The sequence below is a fragment of the Paenibacillus sp. OAE614 genome (assembly GCF_040546645.1).
In the GTDB taxonomy this organism is placed as follows: Bacteria; Bacillota; Bacilli; order Paenibacillales; family Paenibacillaceae; genus Paenibacillus_AQ; species Paenibacillus_AQ favisporus.
Genome location: NZ_JBEPOD010000001.1, coordinates 2,749,414 through 2,771,565 on the forward strand (window position 1 = coordinate 2,749,414; position 22,152 = coordinate 2,771,565).

Below are 22,152 nucleotides of genomic sequence, written 5' to 3' on the forward strand. Positions count from 1 at the left end.
AGGAGGCTGTGTACATGAGCAAAGTTCGCGTAGGCATCATCGGCACGGGAGGCATCGCCGCTTGGCATGCCAGACAACTGCTGGAACTACCGGAGGTTCAAATTACAGCTTTGACGGACACCAGTGACAAGAATCGGAATGCTTTTGTGGAAAAATTCGAGCTTCGTGAAGCCCGCCAGTATTCGAATTACGAGGACATGCTGGCACAGGCAGAGCTGGACGCGGTGGTGATCTGTTCACCGCACACCCAGCATTTTCAGCAGGCGCATGATGTGCTCAGCAGCGGTCTGCATGTTCTGATCGAGAAGCCGATGACCTGCTCTTCGGCCGAGGCCGAGCTGCTGATTCATACCGCCGAGCAGGCGGGGAAAATTTTGCAGGTATCGTATCAGCGCCACTTTCAACCCGAGTTCCTGTACATAAGGGATGCCATTGCGAGCGGCGTCATCGGCAAGGTTACCTCGGTTACCGCTTCGCTGTATCAGGAATGGAGACAGGGGACGCCCGGTTCCTGGAGGCAAGACCCGGCGCTCTCCGGGGGCGGCTTCCTGATGGATTCCGGCAGCCACATTATCGACGTGCTGCTCTGGACCACCGGGCTGACGCCGGTAGACGTCAAACCGCAGCTGCATATGCATGGTGCGCCGGTCGAGATCGATACCTTTACCTCGATCCGGTTTGCGGAAGGCGCTGTGGCTGGATTGAATCTGGTCGGCTATGCACCTTGCTGGCATGAAACTTTTGTGTTCTGCGGCGAGGATGGCGGTATCTTCTATGACAACGGAAAAATCACGCTGCGGCGGCTGAAGCAGGAACCGATCGTCCCTGATCTGCCGGAGCAGACGACGAATCAGGACAAAAGCTTCATCGACGCGATTTTGGGGCGGCATGAAGTATTGGTGCCTGGAGAATTTGCCCTGAAGGTTGTCAAGCTGTCCGAGATGATCTACCAGGCGGCAGGCTATGCTCCGCAGGCCACATCGATAACAGAGGAGGAAAACGTCTAATGAGCAATCTTATCGGAATGCGGATACCCCCCAAAATCGGTGCGGAAGGTATCCGGCAAACAGCTCTGTGGGCGGCGGAAGCCGGACTGGACATTCTGGATGTCCCGCAGCTGACTCCGGAAGTAAAGCAGGCTTGCGAGGAAGCCGGCGTCGGGATCGGATCGGTCGATGCCCAGCAGACGGCAAAGCTTCTCAGCCGCGACGACTCTGTAAGAGAGGCGGCTGTGACCTCAGTAAAGCAGCAAATGGACGGAATATCGGAACTCGGCGGCAGCGTCATGTTTATGTGTCTCGTCCCGGAAGACCATACACTGCCACGCAGGGAGGGCTTCGCTATCTGGAAGGATACGTTTCCGGAACTGGTCCGCCATGCCGAGGAGAAGGGTGTTTATATGGCGATCGAGGGCTGGCCCGGCCCGGCGCCGTATTATCCGACGCTGGGATGTACGCCGGAAATGTGGAGAGCGATGTTCGAAGCGATCCCTTCGCGGCATTTCGGGCTCAACTATGATCCTTCCCACCTGGTCCGGCTGGGCATTGATTATCTCCGCGCTTTAAGCGAATTCGGGGACCGTGTCGTTCACTGCCACGGCAAGGATACGGAAATTTTGCACGATGAGCTGTACGAGTGCGGCGTTATCCCCGCAACCTTTGGGGAGAAATATGGGTTCTCTGAAGGCTCATGGCGCTATACGATCCCTGGACACGGCGAAGTGGAATGGAGCAAGGTTGCCGTAAGGCTTGACCGGCTTGGGTATCAGGGAGCAGTGAGTATCGAGCTCGAAGATCATCGGTTCTGGGGATCGATCGAGGCGGAGCGGCAGGGGATCGTGAAGGCTGCTGAACATTTGGCTTTGTATTTTAAATGATTTGGACCGGCATTTATATCGGGCTGTCTTGAATGAAAGGCATCCAGGGGATTCAATCCCGTCATCATCCCGCCATCTTGGATGGCGGGATGATTATTTTTCTGTATCCTTGCCCTTATTTCCTGTGGTAACATCGGGATAAGAATGACCGGACCGCGACGGCTCCGGCTAACCACACATGATTTGGAGCCTGCAACCTTATGGGAACACCTTACTCCGCTGTCCTGACTTTGATCGTTTCCGCCGGTGTGTTAAATCTTCTGATGGGATTATATGCCTTGTCGGGAAGGTCCAAGCTCACCATGGTAAGAACCTTTTTCGCGTTCAGCCTTTTGGCAGCCATTTATACGTTCGGGTCCGCGCTTGAACTTGCCAGCGGCTCGCTTGAAGAAATCAAGTTCTGGATCAAGTTCGAATACTTGGGCATGCCGTTCCTGCCGCCGCTGAATCTGCTCATCATCATGTCCTATCTCGGTATGGAGCGTTATTTGGGAAGGCGTCTCAAGATAGCCATGTTCATCATTCCCACGGTCACACTGCTGCTGGTCATGACGAACGATTGGCATCACCTCTATTACCGCGACATTGTCCTGCGGGCAGGCGGGTCAAGCCTTAAGGCGGACGTGGTGGGAGGTCCCTGGTATATTATTCAAGGCGCCTACACGTTCGGCTGCATGATCGGCGGTGTCGTGCTTCTGCTGAGGCATTGGCGGAGAATGCCTTCTTACCGCTTTCAGCTCGGCACGATGCTGATCGGCCTGGTGCTGCCGCTTGCCGGAGACTTTCTTTACCTGGGCGGCATAACCCCTGAAGGGATGGATCCTATACCGGTGATCATGACGGTGACTTCAGCGCTTTACTTATGGGCGCTTGTGTCCAAAGGATTGTTTCACGTCGCTCCGATTGCCCGGGACAAGCTGTTTGCCAGTATGCGCGACGGGGTGCTGGTACTCGACAGGGACAACCGGCTGGTCGATTACAACCCTGCCGCCGGCGCCATGATTCCAGAGCTCGGTAACTCGTCCATCGGGGAGCCGCTGGAAGGGCTGTGGGAAAAACACGCCGGTGGACCGCTGCTTCATTACGATCCGGATACGGATATCGGTTCAGGAGCGGATATCCAGGAATTGAGCTGGCATATTGGAGAGAGGGACTTCAACTATCAAATCCGGACGTCTGTCATCCGCAATCAGGGAGGGCAGCCGGCCGGTCGGCTGATCGTGCTGATCGATGTCACCGAGAAAGCGCGTCTTCAGGAAGAGCTTCGGCAGCTTGCTTACTATGACGGGTTGACGCGGATTTACAACCGTGCCCATTTTATGAAGCTGGCCAGCGGCATGCTGTACGACTGCCTGAAACGGGAGGAGCCGATGTCGCTGCTGCTGTTCGACATCGATCATTTCAAACGGATCAACGATGAGTTCGGGCATGATACGGGCGATGACGCCCTGATGCACATCGTCGCGGTATGCCGTGAACAGCTGCGCCCCGAGGACGTGTTTGGCAGGTACGGGGGCGAGGAATTTGTGGTCGCCCTTCCGGGGCTCAGCCCGGTAGAGGCTGCCGGAGCAGCGGAGCGCATACGCGCCAGCCTTGCCTTGCAGCCGCTTGAGACAGCGGGCGGCCCACTGTCGATGACGGCAAGCTTTGGCGCCGCCGGCTTTCCTGCGGCGGGCCTTGCGAGGACGGAAGCAGCGGCGAGCGGGGAGGTAGGCGATACCGGCCCGTCGCTAGTCAAGGTCTATGGTGGATGCCCCGTGCCAGGAATGGAAGCCACAGCCGCGGGAGTGCTCCCTATAGGAGGAGGCGAATGGCTGGATGCCGAGCTGCGGCGGCTGCTGAAGCTGGCCGACCGGGCGCTGTATGAGGCCAAGCGGGCCGGAAGAGACACGGTGCGGATTGCCGCGGAAACGTCCTGAACAATATTGAATGAAGGAAGCCAGCCCCTTGGGGACTGGCTTTATTTGTGTATATGCATAGTGTATATGAATATTTACAATGTCTTACTAATCTTCCGTTCCGGCGGCCGTCCTCGTTATGGACGCGTGTGACTGCCGGTATTCCCTTGGCGTCATACCGGTAATCTTCTTGAAGAGCCCGTTGAAAAACGCGATGTCCGAATATCCTACGGCGCCAGAGATATCGTGAATCCGGCGGTGACTGGAGCGGAGCAGGCGGCAAGCCTCCTGAATCCGGATCCGTTGCAGATACTTGATGGGTGTGAGTCCGGTATGTTTGACGAACAGCCTCTGAAACTGCCGCTCCCCAATCCCGAGCTCACCGGCTAGCTCCTCTACGGTAAACGGACGGCTATAATGGCCATGAAGCATGGACAGCACATGGTCCATACCTACGGCGGGCGGCGGTGCCCCTTCCACTGTGGCTTCGTGAATCCGGATGATGCAGATCATCAGCTGCAGCATGCCTGCATACAAGGCGGTTTCCCTTCCGGTACGCTCCACGGAATACTCGCGATAGAGCCGTTCAAACCAGCCTTTGGCTTCGCCGTCACGGTCGCGGTAGTGCATGATTTCGTTAAAAGCCAGAAGCCTTCCAAGCTCATCGCCTCCAGGCACCATTTCCAAAATTTTGGTGGCGTTCTCCATGGAAGTCAGGCAGTTATACACGATCAGCTGACGGTCCTTGGCCGTTGACCCTGGGCGGAACACATGCGAAGCGCCGATCGGAATGACAAACAGGTCCCCCGCAGATACGGGCATGACCTCATCACCTGTATGGTGATACCCGGTTCCTTCACTGACATAACTCATTTCCAGAAAATCATGGTGATGTTCGGTTAACTCATAGGACTCGGCATTGCGGTTTACGAAAATCGAGAAGTCATCCCAATTGTTGAAATACTCCCTTCCGCTCAGCAGCCTTACCGTACGCTTAGGCATGATTATTATCCTCGCTATGTCGGAATTACCGGGTAAAATGTCGCTTTCACCTAAATTACCCGGGGTGTTAATCATTTTATGATAAATAGGAGGATAGAACAAGATCTGGTCATGGAACGTTGGGAAATGACGCACGACAAGGTATATGGAAGCAGCCGAAAGGCTGGCGGCAGAATCTAATCCTGATATGGTAAGGTGATTCGAAAGCGTTTCCATGTGGAAGGACGAACTTGGTTCAGAAAGGGGATGGAGGTATGGATGCTCATATCGCCGTTGACATCGGGGCATCAAGCGGGCGCCTTGTTCTCGGAAGGCTGAAGGATTCCAAGCTGGTGCTGGAGGAAATCCACCGATTCAACAACGGCTTCCGTGAGCTGGACGGCTCCCTGTATTGGGATATCGAGCATTTGCTGGAGCAAATCGTTGCAGGGCTGCAGGCAGCCAAAAAGGCCGGCGTCGATTCCTGTACTTTGGGGATCGATACCTGGGCGGTGGACTATGCACTGGTCGACCGGGAAGGCAGGAGGCTTAGGGAAGTCTATGCGTACCGTGACCGGCGGACGGATTCGGCCCCGGCGGAGCTGGAAAAGCTGATATCCCGCGAAGCCCTGTATGAGAAGACAGGCATCCAGCAGCTGACGTTCAACACGATCTACCAGCTGTTTGCACATGACCGGGAAGAACGGGCACGGGCCGACCAGATTCTGCTCGTACCGGATTATTTGTATTACCGTCTGTCAGGCAGGCGGATCAGCGAAGTGACCAACGCGTCCACCACCCAGCTGCTGAACTTGCAGAGCCGTGATTATGATGCAGAGCTGTTGTCTATTCTCGGGATGCGGCGGGAACAGTTTGCCGCGCTGACCGAGCCGGGAACCCCCCTTGGAGGGCTGGACCCGGCACTTCAGCAGCGGTACGATTTGCCGTTGTGCAGCCTTGTCGTTGCGGCAACCCATGATACCGCTTCCGCGGTGCTTGGAGTGCCCGCCCGTGAGGGGAGTTCCTGGGCCTACTTGAGCAGCGGTACATGGTCCCTTCTGGGCGTGGAGCGGGATCAGCCCCTGAACACGAAGGAAACGATGGCAGCGAACTACACCAACGAATGGGGCGCTTACGGAACATACCGTTTTTTGAAAAATATTACGGGCCTCTGGTTAATACAGGAGGTCCGCCGGCAGAGCGGGGACCGGTACAGCTTTGCTGAGCTGGTTCAAATGGCGGAGCAGAGCGAGCCTTACCGCAGTCTGATCGACTGCAATGACGACCGGTTTCTAAATCCGCCGGATATGGCGGAGGAGATCCGCCGCTTTTGCAGGGACACCGGGCAGAAGGTTCCGGAGTCGGTGGCCCAGGTGGCACGCTGCATCTTCGACAGCTTGGCTTTAAGCTACGGCACGTACTTGGATGAGCTGGAAGCGCTGACCGGAGAACCCGTCGAAGTCCTGCACATTGTGGGCGGCGGAGCGAAAAACGAGCTGCTCTGCCAGTTGACGGCATACGCCACCGGCCGGGAGGTCTGCGCAGGCCCCGTCGAATCCACGGCGCTCGGCAACCTGATGGTCCAAATGATCCAAACTGGAGTGTTCAGGGATATTCACGAAGCCAGGAGAACCGTCGCCGAATCTTTTGAAGTGACCCGCTATAAACCGGGTCCACTCGCGGCCGGCGTGAAGGAACGCTGGAATAGGATCATGAAGAAATGATCATTTACCAAATCCAATTTTCGGGAGGCAAGTAATATGGATCAACAAATTCAGAAGAGCTATGAGGATGCCAAAACGCTGTATTCCCAGCATGGGATCGACGTCGACCAGGCGCTGGAAAAGCTGTCGCAGATTAAAATTTCGCTCCACTGCTGGCAGGGGGACGATGTGCGAGGTTTTCTGTTCAGAGACGCGGAGCTTAGCGGAGGAATTGCGGTAACCGGCAGTTATCCGGGACGCGCGGCCACGCCGGATCAGCTGAGAGACGATCTGGAGAAAGCCTTGTCCTTGATCCCCGGCAAGCATAAAGTAAATCTCCATGCGATATATGCGGACACCGAAGAGAAGGTTGACCTTGACGAACTCGAGCCCCGCCATTTTCAGCGTTGGGTCGATTGGGCCAAAGATCAAGGAATCGGTCTGGATTTCAATCCTACGTATTTCTCCCATCCGAAAGCGTCCGACGGTTTTACGCTCAGCCATGCAGATGAGGAAATCCGCCAGTTCTGGATCCGCCACGGCAAGGCATCCCGCAGGATTGCCGAGCATTTCGGCCGCGAGCTGGGTCAGCCCTGCGTGACCAACAGCTGGGTACCAGACGGGTACAAGGATACGCCGGTCGACCGCCTGTCGCCGCGCCAGCGGCTGCGCGATTCGCTTGACGAGATTTTCAGCGAAGAGATCGATCCGTCGTATAACATCGACGCGGTGGAGAGCAAATTGTTCGGTTTGGGCTCCGAAAGCTACGTTGTGGGTTCGCACGAGTTTTATATGGGTTACGCGCTGTCGCGGGGAAAATCGGTCTGCCTCGATGCCGGGCATTTCCATCCGACTGAAGTGATCAGCAACAAGCTGACGTCTATCCTGATGTTCAGTGAACATTTGCTGCTGCATGTCAGCCGTCCCGTGCGCTGGGACAGCGACCATGTCGTGACGATGGATGACGAGCTGCTCGAAATCGCCCGCGAACTGGTCCGGGGTGATTTGCTGCCGAGAACGAGCATCGGTCTGGATTTCTTTGACGGCAGCATCAATCATATTGCGGCTTGGGTCATCGGCACCCGCAATACGATCAAAGCGCTCCTCCGGGCCATGCTGGAACCGGTGGATGAGCTGAAGAAGGTGGAGCTTGCCGGCGATTTCACCTCACGGCTGGCTTTGACCGAGGAGTTCAAATCCTACCCTTTCGGGGCCGTGTGGGATTACTACTGCGCTTCGCAGGGAATGCCTGTGCGTGAGCAGTGGCTGCATGAAGTGAAACGTTATGAGGAGCAAGTGTTATCCGCTAGATACAGCCTGGTTCAGAACTCTTAATTTCTGGCAGACAGAGCTGATAATGACGTGCATGGATTAACAGAAGCGACGCCGCATTCGGCGTCGTTTTTTTACGTTGGCAATAACCATACGGTCGGCTGGCAGGGCAGATTTATTTTCACATCATGCATCTCGTTAAGTCTTGTACATGCAAGCGGCTGGATCGTTTTAATGAGAGTCCGCGTACTGGCTAATTCGTTCTATATCTGTTTCCAGCTGAATGAAAAGACGTGATTTTGTTCTATGGGATGCATCAATTTGTGTATGACACGGGGGTCGAGCCTCGTGCTACGATAACCGTGCGCATGAGCTTCCAACTATATTGAAAGCGCTTCAGATTACTGACTGGATAGAGTCTCATGCTTCAGGCATAGGAAGGGGTTACTTTACCTAAAGGAGGACGATGATATGAAAAAAGGAAGACCGTGGAAAATCGGAGCGGCGGCGTTGATGCTGGCTTCGCTTCTCCCATCCGGGATGGGCAGCGCCGCCGCTGCGTTGACCGAGGTCTCGTATGCCATGGATTCAAGCAACCAAGCGGGTTGGTGGACGCCCCTCGAAACGTATGGAACGGGATTGGAGTACGCCTACATGGCGTATAACGCGCCGGGAAGCGCCGAGTCAACGCATAAAGTATATATCGCCAGGCGGGACGGGAACGGAGTATGGTCCAATATTCCTGTCATGAACGGCAGCTCGGTTGCGGAATACAGTGATGATTTGGGACATAATCAGCCATCGATCGCGCGGGACGGAAGCGGCAGGTTTCACGTGTTCGCTTCGATGCACCACGAAGCATGGCATTATTTCCGGTCCGACACGGTAGGGGGAGCGCCGCAAAACCATTCCGCCGATATGCCGACGCCTTCCACGTTTAAAGGCACCTATCCCGTATTGACCACGGCACCGAACGGAGACGTATACCTGTTGATCCGGTCGGGCGAAGACGCCGCCGGCTACCGGTCAGGGCAGCTGTTCCGGTGGGATAACGCGGCTTCCACATGGTCCAAGGTGGCCGTGATCGGCTCGTCCTTGAACAAATCGTTCTACCCTGACGATCTCATATTTGATGCGAACGGCGACCTTCACATTTTGTTCGAGTGGTCTGCATTTGCAGCAAGTCCGCTGCGGCATGAATTGTCTTACGTCAAATACAGCCCATCGACAGGCAGCTTCTACAAGGCCGACGGCAGCGCCGTTTCCCTGCCGCTGACGCCGGGAACCGCCGATATCATCCAGCCGCTCTCCCCGACAGAAGCGTATGTTCAGACGGGAAGTGACCCCGGTGGTCCCGGTGTGCAGAGCGCCAAACTGGCCGTCGATTCGTCCGGCAATCCCGTCGTTGCCTATCGCTACCGGGAGGAAGGCAGCACGACCTTTTCCGTGAAGTATGCATCCTATGGAGTCGACGGCTGGAATTTGCAAACCGTCTATAACGCGTCCGAGACCAAGGCAGCCATTGATATTACATGGGCAGGCTCAGTGCCGCGGGTGTACTACGCCAAGAGCAGCGGTACGGACCGCGCCTTCATGGCCGTCCAGTCAGGCGGCGGCTGGAGTCAAACGTCCATTGCGCCAGGCAAGCCGATCGAGCGGCTTAGCGTGGAGCGCAATGAAAACGGCGTCGATATTTTGTACCTTGTGGACGTCACGAACCGCAAGCTGTATTACGGTAGAAACTGAGCCTGCGATCTTGCTGAATACATGCTCAAAGTGTATACGTATGATTCTCATGAAGGACCGCATATGGGATGCGGTTCTTTTGTCGTTAACTGGTTGGACTAACAGCAGCTTGTCAATAGAACGATTTGATGCTTTTTTCAGGGTTGCACACTACAAATTTACGCTCTTGAACAAACCTTGTTATCTAGGGACATCGTGTGAGATATAATGGGAGCACCAAGTGTAAAAAAGGAGTTCTCGTTATGCGGAAATGGCTCGGTCACCTCATTCCCCACAAGCTGAAATACCGGTTGTTTGCCCTGTTTGCGCTCGTCATTTTGGTTCCGTTCAGCGTGCTGAATTTGTACAATTACCAGAAAATCGAATCGCTTGTCCAAAATAAAATCAGCGAGCAGAGCCACGAGCAGCTGGACAATCTGCACCGGTCACTCGAGGATCAGCTCAGCATCGCGTTCAAGACGCTGATTTTCCTGGAACAGGATTCCGAGGTGAGACGCATTCTGCAGAAGCCGGAAGAACGGTCGGTCCTGGACAATAAAGAGATCATGGAGGACAAGTTCAAAGGGCTCAACAACAGCTTTTTCCTGTACAATCCGTCCGTCTACTTCACGCTTCTCGACAACAGCGGCCATGTGTATACATCCTATCCGCCGAATACTTCCCTGAATTACAGCCAGATTGCTTCTAACGCATCTTTCAAGGCGCTTAAGGAATCCAAGTCCTCTTATCTCTGGGTGTCCGACGACGCCAATTACGTGTCACGGGACATCAGTAAAAGCCCGAGCCTGCTGTCTTTGTACGCCGAACTGCGTGACCGGAGCAACAAAGCCTACGGCTTGGCACGCATCAGCATCGATTTTTCCTTCTGGTTTCAATCTATGCTGCAAAAATCCGAAAGCGATCAAGCCTACTTCATCATGACCCGTACTGGTGAGGTGATCGCAAGGTCGATTCCCGATTCGTCATTGTCTGCCGCAGCCGTCAAAGAAATCGCAGACATGCCGCAGAGCGGCCATTGGACGGACCAGCGGTCCGATACGCTGGTGAATTACAGCTATTTGTCTTCCCTGGATTGGTACCTCGTGGATCGAATACCGCTTCATCTGCTGTTCCGGGAAATCGAAACGCTGAAGAAGCAATACTTTGTAACCTTTTATACCATTACCGCCGCGTTTATTGCGGTTGCGTTCATGATTGCCCATGCGTTTACAAGGCCGTTGTCGCATATGCAGATCAAGATGAAGGAGGCGGTCCGCAAGGATCTGCGGATCCGGCTGCCTGAGAAGCGGTACAAGGGAGAAATTTTGGAACTGACCCGGACGTTTAACACGATGATGGTCGATATGAACGGTTTGGTCCAGCGGCTGCGGGCCGAAGAACGGCAGAAGGATGCGGTGCATTTTCAAATGCTGCTGGCGCAGATGAACCCCCATTTCCTGCTGAATACGCTGAATACGATCAAGTGGATCGGCCTGCGGAGCGGTAACGAAGAAATCGTCGAGATTTGCCTGTCGCTCGGAAAGCTGCTGGAGACGAGCCTCAACTCCGACGTGGACCTGATTCATCTCGGGGATGAAATCGAGCTTACGCGCGCCTTTCTCTATATTCAGCAGGTGAGATATGGGAACCGCTTTCAAGTGGAGTTCAGCTATGATGAGGAGCTGATTTACGCGCTGGTGCCGAAGCTGAGCCTGCAGCCCCTTGTGGACAATGCAATCAAGCACGGCATCGGCAATATGGCCGAAGGCGGACGGATTCTGATCCGGACGGGGCGCAGCCCGCTGCTGCAGGACCGGCTCACTCTGGAAGTCGAAGACAATGGCGTCGGCATCGAGCAGTCCAGCAAAAATCAGGGTGAAGCCCGCAAGCGTCCGAGCATCGGATTGCAAAATGTGAGGGAGCGGCTGCGCCTTTTGTTCAAGGACAAAGGGGAGCTTGAGGTCATCCCGCTTGAGCAGGGAACGCTGTGCCGGATGCACCTGCCCGTGCTGCTGTCCGAGCCCTACGAGAATACGCGTCAATCGATATCATGAACGATCTAAATGGAACTAAAATGTTGATCCGGCTGATTTCTTGGAATGTGGAACTGTTCTAAGTCTGAGCTGTGACTTTCTTTGGTTCCTTCTATCTAGCTGTTAAGGAGTGAACGCGCATGTGGAAAGTGCTGCTGGTTGAAGACGAAACCTTCGTGAGGGAGTCGGTCAAGGAGATCATCCGGTGGGAGGAGATGGGCTTTACGCTTGCGGGCGAGGCGAGCAATGGGTTGGAAGCGTTACCGATGATCAAGAACGACCCGCCGGATCTGGTGCTGTGCGATATCGTCATGCCGCAGATGGACGGCCTTGAACTTCTGCAGGAAACGCGGAAAGCCGGCATCGGATCCAAGTTCGTCATGCTGACCTGCATCGGGGACTTTGAATCCATGCGCCGAGCGATGGAATACGGGGCCTCCAACTATATTTTGAAGCTGTCCATGAGTGTGAAGGATCTTCGGGAGACGCTGTCCAAAGTGAGCAGGGAGCTGTCTGCCCGGCAGCCGCAAGTCGAACGTCCGGTTCGGCAGCCGGCGGCCCGGGAGAAGATTACGCACCCGGAAGTGAACAAAATTATGGAGTATATCGAACAAAACTACGATCAGGACATTACGCTCAAATCGCTCGCCCGTTATGTCATGATGGGGGAAAACTACGTCAGCGCCTTGTTTAAAAAGAAAACCGGGGAGACCTTGATCCACTATCTGCACCGGACGAGGGTCGAGAAGGCCATCGAATACTTGTCGACGACGGACCTTCCGGTCAATCGGATCTGCCAGAACGTTGGTTTCATGAACGACAACTATTTTATTAAAATTTTTAAACGGATGACGGGGATGACCCCGAGCCAATACCGGATGAAGCAATAGAACAAAATGCATATTCAGTATCTGTCACGAGCCGTCGAACTGCGTATTTCTGTTCCATGGGAATCATGATTCTGTTACTTACGGCGGGGCCCGCCGCTTTGCTATCCTTGAGCTGCAACAAACAATTCATTTTGATACGGGGGGCTTCAATTGAGAAAAAAAGGTTGGCTTGCGGGATTCGTATCGCTGGCGCTGATCGCGGGCGTGGTATCGGGCTGCTCCGGCGGCGGAAGTAAGGGGGATGCCGAGGGGGCGGCGGGCAGTGCAAAAGCCGCTTCGTCCGCTTCAGGTGGCGCCGTCAAACTGAAAATGTGGGGCGGGGTTCCGCCGGAGGCCGGGCCGCAGGAGGTGGTGGATGCCTGGAATAAGGATCACCTGGATATTCAAGTGGAGTATGTGCGCTTTGTCAATGACGATGAAGGCAACTTGAAGCTGGATACGGCGATTATGACCGGACAGGATGTCGATCTCTTCGTCAACTATTCCGCTTCCCAGGCGTCAAAACGGGTTGCTTCGGGGGCTGCGGCTGATCTGAGCGCCTTCACGGACTATAATATCGATGAGAAAATGGGGCCCGAAGCGGCCGGCTGGAAGATCGACGGCAAATATTATGGCGTACCGACGACAAAAAGCTCCTTTTTCGTCGCGCTGAATAAGGATGCCCTGGATGCAGCCAACCTCCCGGTTCCGAAGGACTGGACCTGGGACGAGATGAGGGAATACGCCAAGAAGCTGAAGAAAGGCGAAGGCTACGGCTTTATCCAGAATACCGAGCCGTTTGTCGACCCGATCGACTCCGTGCTTGCCAAAGAAAGCTATACCAAGGCGGACGGCAGCTCCAACCTGGATCATCCGCTTGTGCGCAAATGGCTGGAAAGCTTGTATGGCATGATGAAGGATGACAAGACGACGCCTCCGCTCGGCGAGCAGCTGACGTCCAAAATGCCGGTCGAGCAAATGTTCCTCAGCGGTGAAGTACCGATGCTGAACATCGGGGCCTGGCTGCTCCGCAGCTCCAACAACTTTACCGATTATCCGCGCGATTTCAAAATTGCGTTTGCACCGGTACCGCGGCTGGAAGAAGACGCCGCAAACTACGTGACCCGCGGCGGGCTGGGCGATTATATATCGATTAACGCCAAGTCCAAGTATCAGAAGGAAGCGTGGGAGTTCCTGAAATGGTACGCGGACGGCGGCATGGCACCGATGGCAGCGGGCGGGCGTCTGCCTGCATCCAAGGATGCGGATCAGGATGCGGCGCTGAAGAGCATGCTGGGCGACAAGGGAGACACGTACGATCAGGAATCCTTGATGTACGTCATGTTTGACAACAAGACGCCGACCTTTGTCCGTACCGTGCCGCAGGAGGTTATGGATCTGCGCTCGCAGGAATATGAGAAGTACTTCCTGGGGTCCCAGGACCTGGACGCGACGGTGGCGGCCATGGTGAAACGCCATGACGAATATTTAAAATCCAATCCGCAGCAGTGACCTATTGCCACGAAGGTGACACGCTAATTGAACACAAGGGATGGCCAAGTTTAACGGCCGTCCCTTGTCGCATTCTGGATACATGTACCTCTATTGTTGTGTTTGACCCGATTATAGATAGAACGATTTGATGAACAAGCGCAGCGAGTCGTCCTCGAAGCGCTTTTTTTGCATCATTTTGTGATATGAAGACGATGGTTTTGTTCCTTCTGCGAAACGTCCCGGCTTGCTAGACTGAGGACATCAAAAATATGAAAGTAGGCGAAACGCATGAACAACCATTGGATGAGAAGGCAGCGCAGGCTGGGTTACGTCTTCATCGGGCCCAGCATGATCGGCGTGCTGCTGTTCTTTCTCATACCGGCCGCATACTCTCTGGGATTGGTCTTCACGGATTACAAATTCATGAATCCCAAGGTCGGGTTCGTCGGTCTCGATAATGTAACCCGGATGATGCACGACAAGCTGTTTTACCTGTCCTTGAAGAACACCGTGCTGTTCCTCGTGGCGGTGCCGGTGTCCATCGCGCTCGGCTTTGTCGTCGCGGTCATCCTGAACCAGCGGATCTACTTGAAAAAGCTTCTGCGCGCCCTGTACTTTATGCCGTACATTACGAGCGGGGTGGCCGTCGCGTTTGTGTGGATGCTGCTGTTCCAGCCGAAACAGGGGCCGATCAACGGATTTCTCCGCGGCATCGGAATCGATCATCCTCCCGGATGGCTGTCGACGACCACCTCCTCCATGTTTGCGATCGACATCATCTGGATCTGGTTTCTGATGGGGTATAACATGATCATTTATTTAGCCGCGCTGCAGGAGGTATCGCCGGAGCTGCTGGAAGCCGCGAAGATCGACGGCGCCCGGGCGGGACAACTGCTCCGCAAAATCATCTGGCCGCTCGTCAGCCCCACCACGTTTTTGCTGCTGGTGACCGGAATGATCATGACGATCAAGACGTTCGGCATTATTCAGGCGACAACGCAGGGCGGCCCCGGGAACAGCACGACCATCTTGTCTCTGTACGTCTACCAGAACGCCTTCCGGTACTACGACATGGGCTACGCCGCCACGATATCTTGGGCGCTGTTCATTATCATCCTGATCATTACGGTGATCCAATGGATCGGCCAAAAACGATGGGTTCATTACTAAGAGAAAGAGAGGCCTGAAGCATCATGGAACTCCAAAAACGACTGCTGGCCGGCACGCCGGGCAGGCTGCTGGTGACGCTGATCATGCTGGCGCTGGCCATCGTGATGGTTATGCCTTTTCTATGGATGATCAGCACGTCTTTGAAAACACCGACCGAAGTATTCAAATACCCGATCGAATGGATTCCCGCGCATCCGACATGGGAACACCACCTCAAGGTGTGGACCGGACCGAAAAGCTTCGGTACTTACTACCTGAATTCGCTAAAAATTGCCCTGATCGGCATGGCGGGCGCCACGTTCCTGTCCGCGTTTGCGGCTTACGGTTTTGCCCGGATCGAATTCAAGGGAAGGAACGCGTTGTTCATGCTATATTTATCCATGATGATGATTCCCCCGCAGGTACTGTTCGTGCCCAAGTTCATCATGTTTGAATGGGCCGGCATTTATAATACGCATCTCGCACTGATTCTGCCCGGCCTGTTTACGATCTTCGGTGTATTCATGCTGCGCCAGTTCTTCCTTTCCATTCCCCATGAGATTTCCGAGTCGGCTTTTATCGACGGGGCGGGGCATTTCCGGATCTTCTTCCGGCTCATTCTGCCTCTCGCCAAACCGGCGCTGGCCACATTGGCCATTATCGATTTCTCCTGGCAGTGGAACGATTACGAGAACGCGCTGGTCTTTTTGATCGATGAGCGGCTGTACACCATTCCGCTTGGACTTCAGAACTTTATCCTGGAAAATACGGTGGACTACAACGGCATGATGGCCGCGGCGTCTGCGGGCATTATCCCGATGATCGTCGTGTTTGCGATCGGCCAGCGCTACATTATTCAAGGGTTGACGAATTCTGCGGTGAAAGGGTGAGAGGATGAAAACCGAGACGATACGAAGCGACGTAACCGTCATTGGCGGCGGGCTGGCCGGCGTATGTGCCGCTATTGCGGCGGCAAGGCTCGGCAGCCAGGTCGTGCTTGTGAACAACCGCCCGGTACTCGGCGGCAATTCAAGCAGTGAGGTTCGGGTGTGGGTGTGCGGGGCGACCGCGCACGGCATCAACCGGTACGCTAGGGAGACCGGCATCATGGGCGAACTGTTCGTCGAGAACCAGTACCGTAATCCGGAAGGCAATCCGTACCTGTGGGATTTGGTGATCCTGGAAGCGGTGCGGGCGGAGCCGAACATTACGCTGCTGCTGAACACCGATGTGCATGAAGTCGAGGCGGACGGTCCGGAGGAGAACCGGACGATCCGGTCGGTGACTGGCTGGATGATGGGCTCCGAGCGGCGCATCCGCATGGAAAGCCCAGTCTTTCTCGATTGTACCGGCGACGGTCTCGTCGGCTTTATGGCGGGCGCCCGCTACCGGATCGGCCGGGAAGCCTCCCGTGAATACGGGGAAGCGTGGGCGCCGGAGGAAGCGGACGGCATCACCTTGGGCAGTACGCTGTTGTTTTACACGAAGGACGCGGGTCATCCCGTCCGGTTCGTGCCGCCTTCCTTCGCCAAGGACATTACGCAGACGCCGATTCCGATCAAGCGGGTCATCCGTAGCGGCGACTCGGGCTGCCATTACTGGTGGATTGAGTGGGGAGGCGAACTGGACACGGTCCATGACAACGAAGTCATACGGGATGAACTATGGTCGGTTATCTATGGGATCTGGGATTATATTAAAAATTCAGGGCAGTTTGATGCCGACGCCATGACGCTGGAATGGGTCGGTTCCATTCCGGGAAAAAGGGAATATCGCCGCTTTGTCGGCGACTATGTGCTGAACCAAAACGACATCATCGCGCAGGAGCCGTTCCCTGACCGCATCGCCTTCGGCGGCTGGTCCATCGATCTGCACCCGCCGCAGGGGATGTATGCCGAAGCCAGCGGCTCCAAGCATATGCACGCGGACGGCATCTACCATATTCCGTACCGCAGCCTGTATTCGGCGAACGTCTCCAACCTGCTGTTCGCCGGCCGCAACATCAGCGCTTCCCACGTGGCTTTTGGCACAACGCGTGTCATGGCGACATGCGCGGTGATGGGGGAAGCGGCAGGAACCGCCGCTGCGCTCTGCGCGGCGAAGGGCGTGCCGCCGCGGGCCATTTACCGCTCGCATCTTCACGAGCTGCAGCAGACGCTGCTGCGCCAGGACGCGTCCGTCATCGGCCTGCGGCATGAAGACGACCGGGACCTCGCCCGCCAGGCAAAGGTATCGGCCTCGTCGGTTAGAGCCAGCATTGCCGTCACCAAACCGCATTCAGCCTTCCGGCTGAAGCGGGATGCCGCGATATTGTTTCCGCTGGAGCCGGGGATGCAAGGACTGGAGCTGCTCGTAGATGCGAGCGGGGATACCCGGCTTGCCGTGGAGTTATGGGACACCGGCCGTCCGGAAAACTACGTGCCCTGCACAAAGGTGGCTGAAGCCGAAGCAGCTGTTTCCAAGGGTGAAGCGCAGTGGATATCCCTTCCGCTGGCTTGGGCACCGGACACGCCGCAGAATGCTTTTGTCATCATCCGCGGGAATCCGGACATCAGCCTGTACAGTGCGGCTGAACCCCTTACCGGCGTCCTCACATTTGAGAAGGGGGCGGTGCCTAACGCTTCAGCTGATTTGGAGGACCATGACGAGAATCAGCCCGTCGTGGCCTGGAGCATGAAGGCGCTGGTCCGGCAGCCGTTCTGCTTCAAGGTTCTGGGTACGACCGCTGCCTATTCGCCGGCGAAGGCGGTCGGCGGATACAAGCGGCCATTCGGCGGACCCAATCTGTGGGCGTCGAATCCGATTGGGCCGGAGGACGAGGCATGGCTGCTGTTGACATGGGAGAGTGAAGTCGCGCTGCAGGAGGTGCGGCTGACATGGAACGACGACGTCAACGAAGACCTGATCAATCTGCATCATCACCGAACGCCGTTCGAAATCATCCCTGAACTGGTCAAGTCATACCGGATCGAGGCATGCATCCGTGGGGAATGGGACACGATCGCCAGTGTTCAGGATAATCGGCGAAGAAGTAATCGGATCGCTTTGAATGAGCGCATTTCCACCGACGCGCTGCGCCTCGTGATCGAAGAAACAAACGGTGCCCCTGCCGCCGAACTCGTGGAGATTCGGGTATATTGATTGGAAGGTCAACGGAACCAATCATCGCAAAAGTACGGTTTGAGGCAGCCATCCACCAAGATGGCTGCCTTTTAGTTAAGGCAAGCTAGATAGTTGGTCCTATGTCGAACCGCAGTATGAGACGATGTTCCCTTTTTGTTGGAAAACTGAACCAAATTCGGGGTGATGAACGTAGTACCGAATAGTCCAACAAAAGGAGGTTCATTCATGAAAAAAAGGATGGCATGGCTTCTGGCCGCCGCACTGACATTGACCCCGCTGGTTCCAACCGATGCAATGGCGTCCGGCACGGAAGCGACGGTTCCAGCCGCCAAAGGGCTTAAACAAATCGCCGCAGAGAAAGCGGAACTGCTCACGAAGCAGTACGGGACGATCAGCGTGCAGTACGCGCTCATCGACCAAGGGAAGATTCAAGTCTCCGGCCAAACCGGAACGAATGATCAAGGGGGCAAGGTTCCGCTAACGAGCGGCACGATGTACGGCATCGGCTCAACGAGCAAAATGTTTACGACCGCCGGCGTCATGAAACTGGTTGACGAGGGGAAGATCAACCTGGATACCCCGCTTGTACAGTACATACCGGAATTCAAAATGAAGGATGAGCGCTACAAGCAAATTACCCCGCGCATGCTGCTGAACCATTCCTCCGGGATTCAAGGTTCCAGCCTGAATAATGCGTTTTTGTTTGAAGACTCGGATCCTTACGCGCACGACACCCTGCTTGAGCAGCTGTCCAAGCAAAGCTTGAAGGCAGATCCGGGCGCTTTCTCGGTGTATTGCAACGACGGCTTTACGCTGGCGGAGATCTTGGTGGAACGTGTAAGCGGGATGAAATTTACCGCCTTCGTTCATCAATATTTCACTGGACCGCTGGACATGAAGAATACCAAAACTTCGCAGGATATGGTGGATCCTTCCCAAACGGCAGGTCTCTATTATCCCGGCATTCAGCAGCAGCTGCCGAACGAAACGGTGAACGTAATCGGCACGGGAGGCATTTATTCCACAGCGGAGGATTTGGCGCGGTTCTCGCAAATCTTTACCGGACAACAGCAGGGCATCCTGTCCGCCAAGTCGGTGGAAGCTATGGGTCAGCCTGAATACAAAAAAGGAATGTGGCCAAAAGATGCGGACAATTCCGTTGATTACGGCCTGGGCTGGGACAGCGTAAGGCTGTATCCGTTTAACGATTATGGCATCAAAGCAGTCGTTAAAGGCGGGGACACGATTCTGTACCACGCTTCGCTGATCGCCCTTCCGGAGCAGAATATGGCTGCGGCTGTCGTATCATCAGGCGGAAGCAGCTCGACGAACCAGCTCCTTGCGACACAAATCCTGCTGGAAGCGCTGAAAGAAAAAGGGACAATCAAAGAGATCAAGCCGGACAAATCGTTCGGTAAACCGGTTCCTGCCAGCATGCCGGAAGATCTGAAGAAGGAAGCCGGATATTACGGCTCGACCAATCAACTCGTCAAGGTTGATTTGAAGGATGGAATGATGTCCGTCACGGTTCCGAATGTACCTGAGTATCCGGCGGAGAAATATGTGTACTCTTCGGACGGAACGTTCGTGAACGAAGCGGGTACCGCGAAAGTCAGCATTGTGAAGGAAAAGAATGGCTTGACTTACCTATGGGTCCAGGAATACAGCAGCGTTCCTGAGCTTGGGCAAATAGCGTTGTCCCATTATCTGGCTCAAAAGCTGGACAGCAACCCGCTGACGAAAGACGCGGCCAAAGCTTGGGATCAGCGTGAAGGTAAAACCTATTATCCGGTGAACGAAAAATACACGTCGGTCATGTATTTGATGAAGCCTACGCTGGAGATCAAGCGGGCCCAAGATTTTCAAGGTTATTTGAACGACAAAAAAATTACCGGACCGAATACGGCAGCCAGTGTTCTTCAGGTTCCGGGCATGGGCGGCCGGGACACGTCGGAATACAGCTTCTATAAAAAAGACGGGGCCGAATACCTGGAAGCCGCGGGCAGCGTGTTCGTCAGCGAGGATCTGGTGAAGCCGCTGTACCATGGCAAACAATCGACCGTCAGCATCAAGGCCGATGGTTATGCAAGATGGTTCACGGTTCCGAAGCAGGCCGCCGGAAAAACGATGACGGTGAAGCTTCCGGTTGAAGGAGGATTCGTCGTTTATGACGCCGAAGGCAAGCTCGTAAATATGAGTGAAGTCAGCGGATCTAACCAAGTTGTCCTGCCTAAGGACGGAACCGTTGTTTTCGCAGGAGACGCCGGATCTTCATTCGACGTCAAACTCGATAAAAAGTAAGGTATAAAACGTAACCTGCTATCATCATTCATCATTTCATAGCTATTGAATGCAGAACCACCGCATCCTTCATCTACTAAAGGGGCGGTGGTTTTATATTACAGCGGGAGCGAAATCCTGGCTGTAACTAACGAGCTGCCATTCACCTGGATTACCCGGCTCAAATACAGTAGAATAAGTAAAACCTAAGCTCGCAGGGGGCGGTCGAACAATGAACAACAGTAAAGAGTGGAAGCAGGCCGAACATGCTCTATCCCGAATGGAAGTGCTGAAACAAGGCAGCAACGAGCCGGTGGCGATAACCGGTGAATCGGAGGATTTAGTCTGTATCGGCATCGGAACCGACGCGGCTGTGTTTGTATACGAACCGCTTCCAGCGTATGCATATAAACTATACACGGAAGCTGCGCTTCCAAAGAAGCAGGCGGAAATTCATGTCTACAGCCGGCTGGAAGGCAGTCCGTTTTTTCCTGTGTTTTACGGGTCAGGAGAACGCTATGTCGTCATCAGCCGGGAAGAAGGTATAACTCTGTATGATTGCCTCCTGTATGGGATCCCGGTGCCAAGGCAGGTCATCGACGACGTGGATGCCGCTCGTGCATTTGTAAGGAGCAAAGGGCTTAACCCCAGGGACATTCATTTGAAAAATGTGCTGCTTCAGGACGGGCGCGGGAAAGTCATTGACGTGTCTGAATATGTCCAGAGCGGAAACGATAAGCGGTGGGAGCATCTGGAATGGGCGTATGATAACGTATATCCGCTGCTGGAAGGCAAAAGGATCCCCTTATGGCTGATTGAAGCCGTGAAGACGGCTTATAACCATCTCGATCCGTTGAACATTAATTTACAGGAATTTTCCGAACGCATACGAAAGCTTTTTATAAAAAATTAATTGGCCTGCCTCTTGACCCTCACATTAGTGTCAGGGTTTACAATAAAGACCTACCGGGCAGGAAGGAGGAGATGGGGCCTTGAACATTGGAGAATTGGCGGAGCGGACCGGCGCCAGCATTCGCTCCCTTCGTTATTACGAACAAAAAGGGCTGCTGACGCCGCTGCGAAAGGAGAACGGGTACAGGGAATATACCCCGTTTGCGGTCGAGCAGGTGCAGGCCATTCAGCTGTATTTGAACCTCGGATTGTCCACAGACGAAATATCCGGAATATTGCAGTGTGTCTTGCAGAATAAAGAAGCCTTTTGTAAAGATGTGCTCCCGATCTACCAGCAAAAGCTTCAGGAGATCGATAAACAGATTCAGGTGCTGACCAGCATCCGGGCCAATTTGACCGAGCGCATCGATTCCATCCTGCTCGAACGATCCCTATCCGGTCAGGAGGAAGGTTAAATGAGTATTCAAGCGGTTAACGATACGACGTTTGCGTCGCAAATAAGAGCCCAGGGAACCACATTGGTGGAATTTGGAGCGGTATGGTGCCCTCCCTGCAAGAAGCTGCTCCCCATGCTGGATGAATTGTCTGAAGAGATGGGGGATCAAGTGCATTTTTTGAAGGTGGACTGCGATGAGTCTCCTGCTACCGCCAGCCAATATCAGGTGATGTCCGTTCCGACGGTCATCGTGTTCCGCGACGGTGAGGCTGTCGAGAAGCTGGTCGGCCTGCGGCCGAAGAGCGTTTACGAGCAGGTTGTATCCAAGCATAGCTGATCAAAAGCAGGAAGTGGTAAGCGAAGCTGGACGATTTTCCCGGTAAGAAGGATGGATCGTCGCC

At 54.7% G+C, this 22,152-nt stretch carries 17 protein-coding genes; 16 read left to right on the top strand and 1 reads right to left on the bottom strand.

What is annotated here, in order from left to right; all coding sequences use genetic code 11:
• Nucleotides 1-14: 14 nt before the first annotated feature.
• The 3 genes from ABIE48_RS12775 (at nucleotide 15) to ABIE48_RS12785 (ending at nucleotide 3,795) form a co-directional block, all read left to right on the top strand.
• The gene (locus ABIE48_RS12775; protein ID WP_192714370.1) at nucleotides 15-1,007 is read left to right on the top strand and encodes a Gfo/Idh/MocA family protein; all 993 of its coding nucleotides are present in this window, start codon (nucleotides 15-17) and stop codon (nucleotides 1,005-1,007) included.
• Nucleotides 1,007-1,876 carry a sugar phosphate isomerase/epimerase family protein gene (locus tag ABIE48_RS12780; RefSeq protein ID WP_192714369.1) on the top strand — a complete coding sequence of 290 codons (870 nt, stop codon included), beginning with the start codon at nucleotides 1,007-1,009 and terminating at the stop codon, nucleotides 1,874-1,876. Before ABIE48_RS12775 ends, ABIE48_RS12780 begins: the two co-directional genes overlap by 1 nt.
• 200 nt (nucleotides 1,877-2,076) lie before the next feature.
• Nucleotides 2,077-3,795, top strand: coding sequence for a histidine kinase N-terminal 7TM domain-containing diguanylate cyclase (locus ABIE48_RS12785; protein ID WP_192714368.1), 1,719 nt, complete (start codon nucleotides 2,077-2,079; stop codon nucleotides 3,793-3,795).
• An 87-nt stretch (nucleotides 3,796-3,882) separates the two neighbouring features.
• Here the strand turns inward: ABIE48_RS12785 and ABIE48_RS12790 are convergent, their stop codons facing one another.
• Nucleotides 3,883-4,776: a helix-turn-helix domain-containing protein gene (locus tag ABIE48_RS12790; protein WP_192714367.1), complete on the bottom strand. Its 894-nt coding sequence runs from the start codon at nucleotides 4,774-4,776 to the stop codon at nucleotides 3,883-3,885.
• A gap of 254 nt (nucleotides 4,777-5,030) precedes the next feature.
• On the opposite strand from ABIE48_RS12790, the gene rhaB reads away from it, so the two are divergent.
• The 13 genes from rhaB (at nucleotide 5,031) to trxA (ending at nucleotide 22,088) form a co-directional block, all read left to right on the top strand.
• Nucleotides 5,031-6,479 (top strand): rhamnulokinase, encoded by a 1,449-nt coding sequence (rhaB, locus tag ABIE48_RS12795; protein WP_192714366.1) that lies wholly within the window; start codon nucleotides 5,031-5,033, stop codon nucleotides 6,477-6,479.
• Nucleotides 6,480-6,515: 36 nt separating this feature from the next.
• A complete protein-coding gene (rhaA, locus tag ABIE48_RS12800; protein ID WP_192714365.1) occupies nucleotides 6,516-7,793 on the top strand; it encodes an L-rhamnose isomerase in 1,278 nt (425 codons plus the stop codon).
• Between the two features lie 408 nt (nucleotides 7,794-8,201).
• Nucleotides 8,202-9,476 (top strand): BNR-4 repeat-containing protein, encoded by a 1,275-nt coding sequence (locus tag ABIE48_RS12805; protein WP_222125588.1) that lies wholly within the window; start codon nucleotides 8,202-8,204, stop codon nucleotides 9,474-9,476.
• 242 nt (nucleotides 9,477-9,718) lie between these two features.
• On the top strand, nucleotides 9,719-11,509 hold the full coding sequence (locus ABIE48_RS12810; RefSeq protein WP_192714364.1) for a sensor histidine kinase: 1,791 nt from the start codon (nucleotides 9,719-9,721) through the stop codon (nucleotides 11,507-11,509).
• A gap of 119 nt (nucleotides 11,510-11,628) precedes the next feature.
• The gene (locus ABIE48_RS12815) at nucleotides 11,629-12,378 is read left to right on the top strand and encodes a response regulator (protein WP_192714363.1); all 750 of its coding nucleotides are present in this window, start codon (nucleotides 11,629-11,631) and stop codon (nucleotides 12,376-12,378) included.
• Between the two features lie 150 nt (nucleotides 12,379-12,528).
• Nucleotides 12,529-13,869, top strand: a complete 1,341-nt coding sequence (locus tag ABIE48_RS12820; protein ID WP_192714362.1) for an ABC transporter substrate-binding protein — start codon at nucleotides 12,529-12,531, stop codon at nucleotides 13,867-13,869.
• 270 nt (nucleotides 13,870-14,139) lie between these two features.
• Nucleotides 14,140-15,021, top strand: a complete 882-nt coding sequence (locus ABIE48_RS12825; RefSeq protein WP_192714361.1) for a carbohydrate ABC transporter permease — start codon at nucleotides 14,140-14,142, stop codon at nucleotides 15,019-15,021.
• Between the two features lie 23 nt (nucleotides 15,022-15,044).
• On the top strand, nucleotides 15,045-15,890 hold the full coding sequence (locus ABIE48_RS12830; protein WP_076166330.1) for a carbohydrate ABC transporter permease: 846 nt from the start codon (nucleotides 15,045-15,047) through the stop codon (nucleotides 15,888-15,890).
• 4 nt (nucleotides 15,891-15,894) lie between these two features.
• Nucleotides 15,895-18,141 carry an FAD-dependent oxidoreductase gene (locus ABIE48_RS12835; RefSeq protein ID WP_192714360.1) on the top strand — a complete coding sequence of 749 codons (2,247 nt, stop codon included), beginning with the start codon at nucleotides 15,895-15,897 and terminating at the stop codon, nucleotides 18,139-18,141.
• 207 nt (nucleotides 18,142-18,348) lie between these two features.
• Entirely contained in the window at nucleotides 18,349-20,424 is a 2,076-nt protein-coding gene (locus tag ABIE48_RS12840; protein WP_192714359.1) for a serine hydrolase domain-containing protein, read from the top strand.
• Nucleotides 20,425-20,635: 211 nt separating this feature from the next.
• On the top strand, nucleotides 20,636-21,316 hold the full coding sequence (locus ABIE48_RS12845; protein ID WP_145020279.1) for a serine/threonine protein kinase: 681 nt from the start codon (nucleotides 20,636-20,638) through the stop codon (nucleotides 21,314-21,316).
• A 79-nt stretch (nucleotides 21,317-21,395) separates the two neighbouring features.
• Nucleotides 21,396-21,770, top strand: a complete 375-nt coding sequence (locus tag ABIE48_RS12850; RefSeq protein ID WP_145020275.1) for a MerR family transcriptional regulator — start codon at nucleotides 21,396-21,398, stop codon at nucleotides 21,768-21,770.
• The gene (trxA, locus tag ABIE48_RS12855; RefSeq protein WP_192714358.1) at nucleotides 21,771-22,088 is read left to right on the top strand and encodes a thioredoxin; all 318 of its coding nucleotides are present in this window, start codon (nucleotides 21,771-21,773) and stop codon (nucleotides 22,086-22,088) included.
• Nucleotides 22,089-22,152 lie beyond the last annotated feature (64 nt).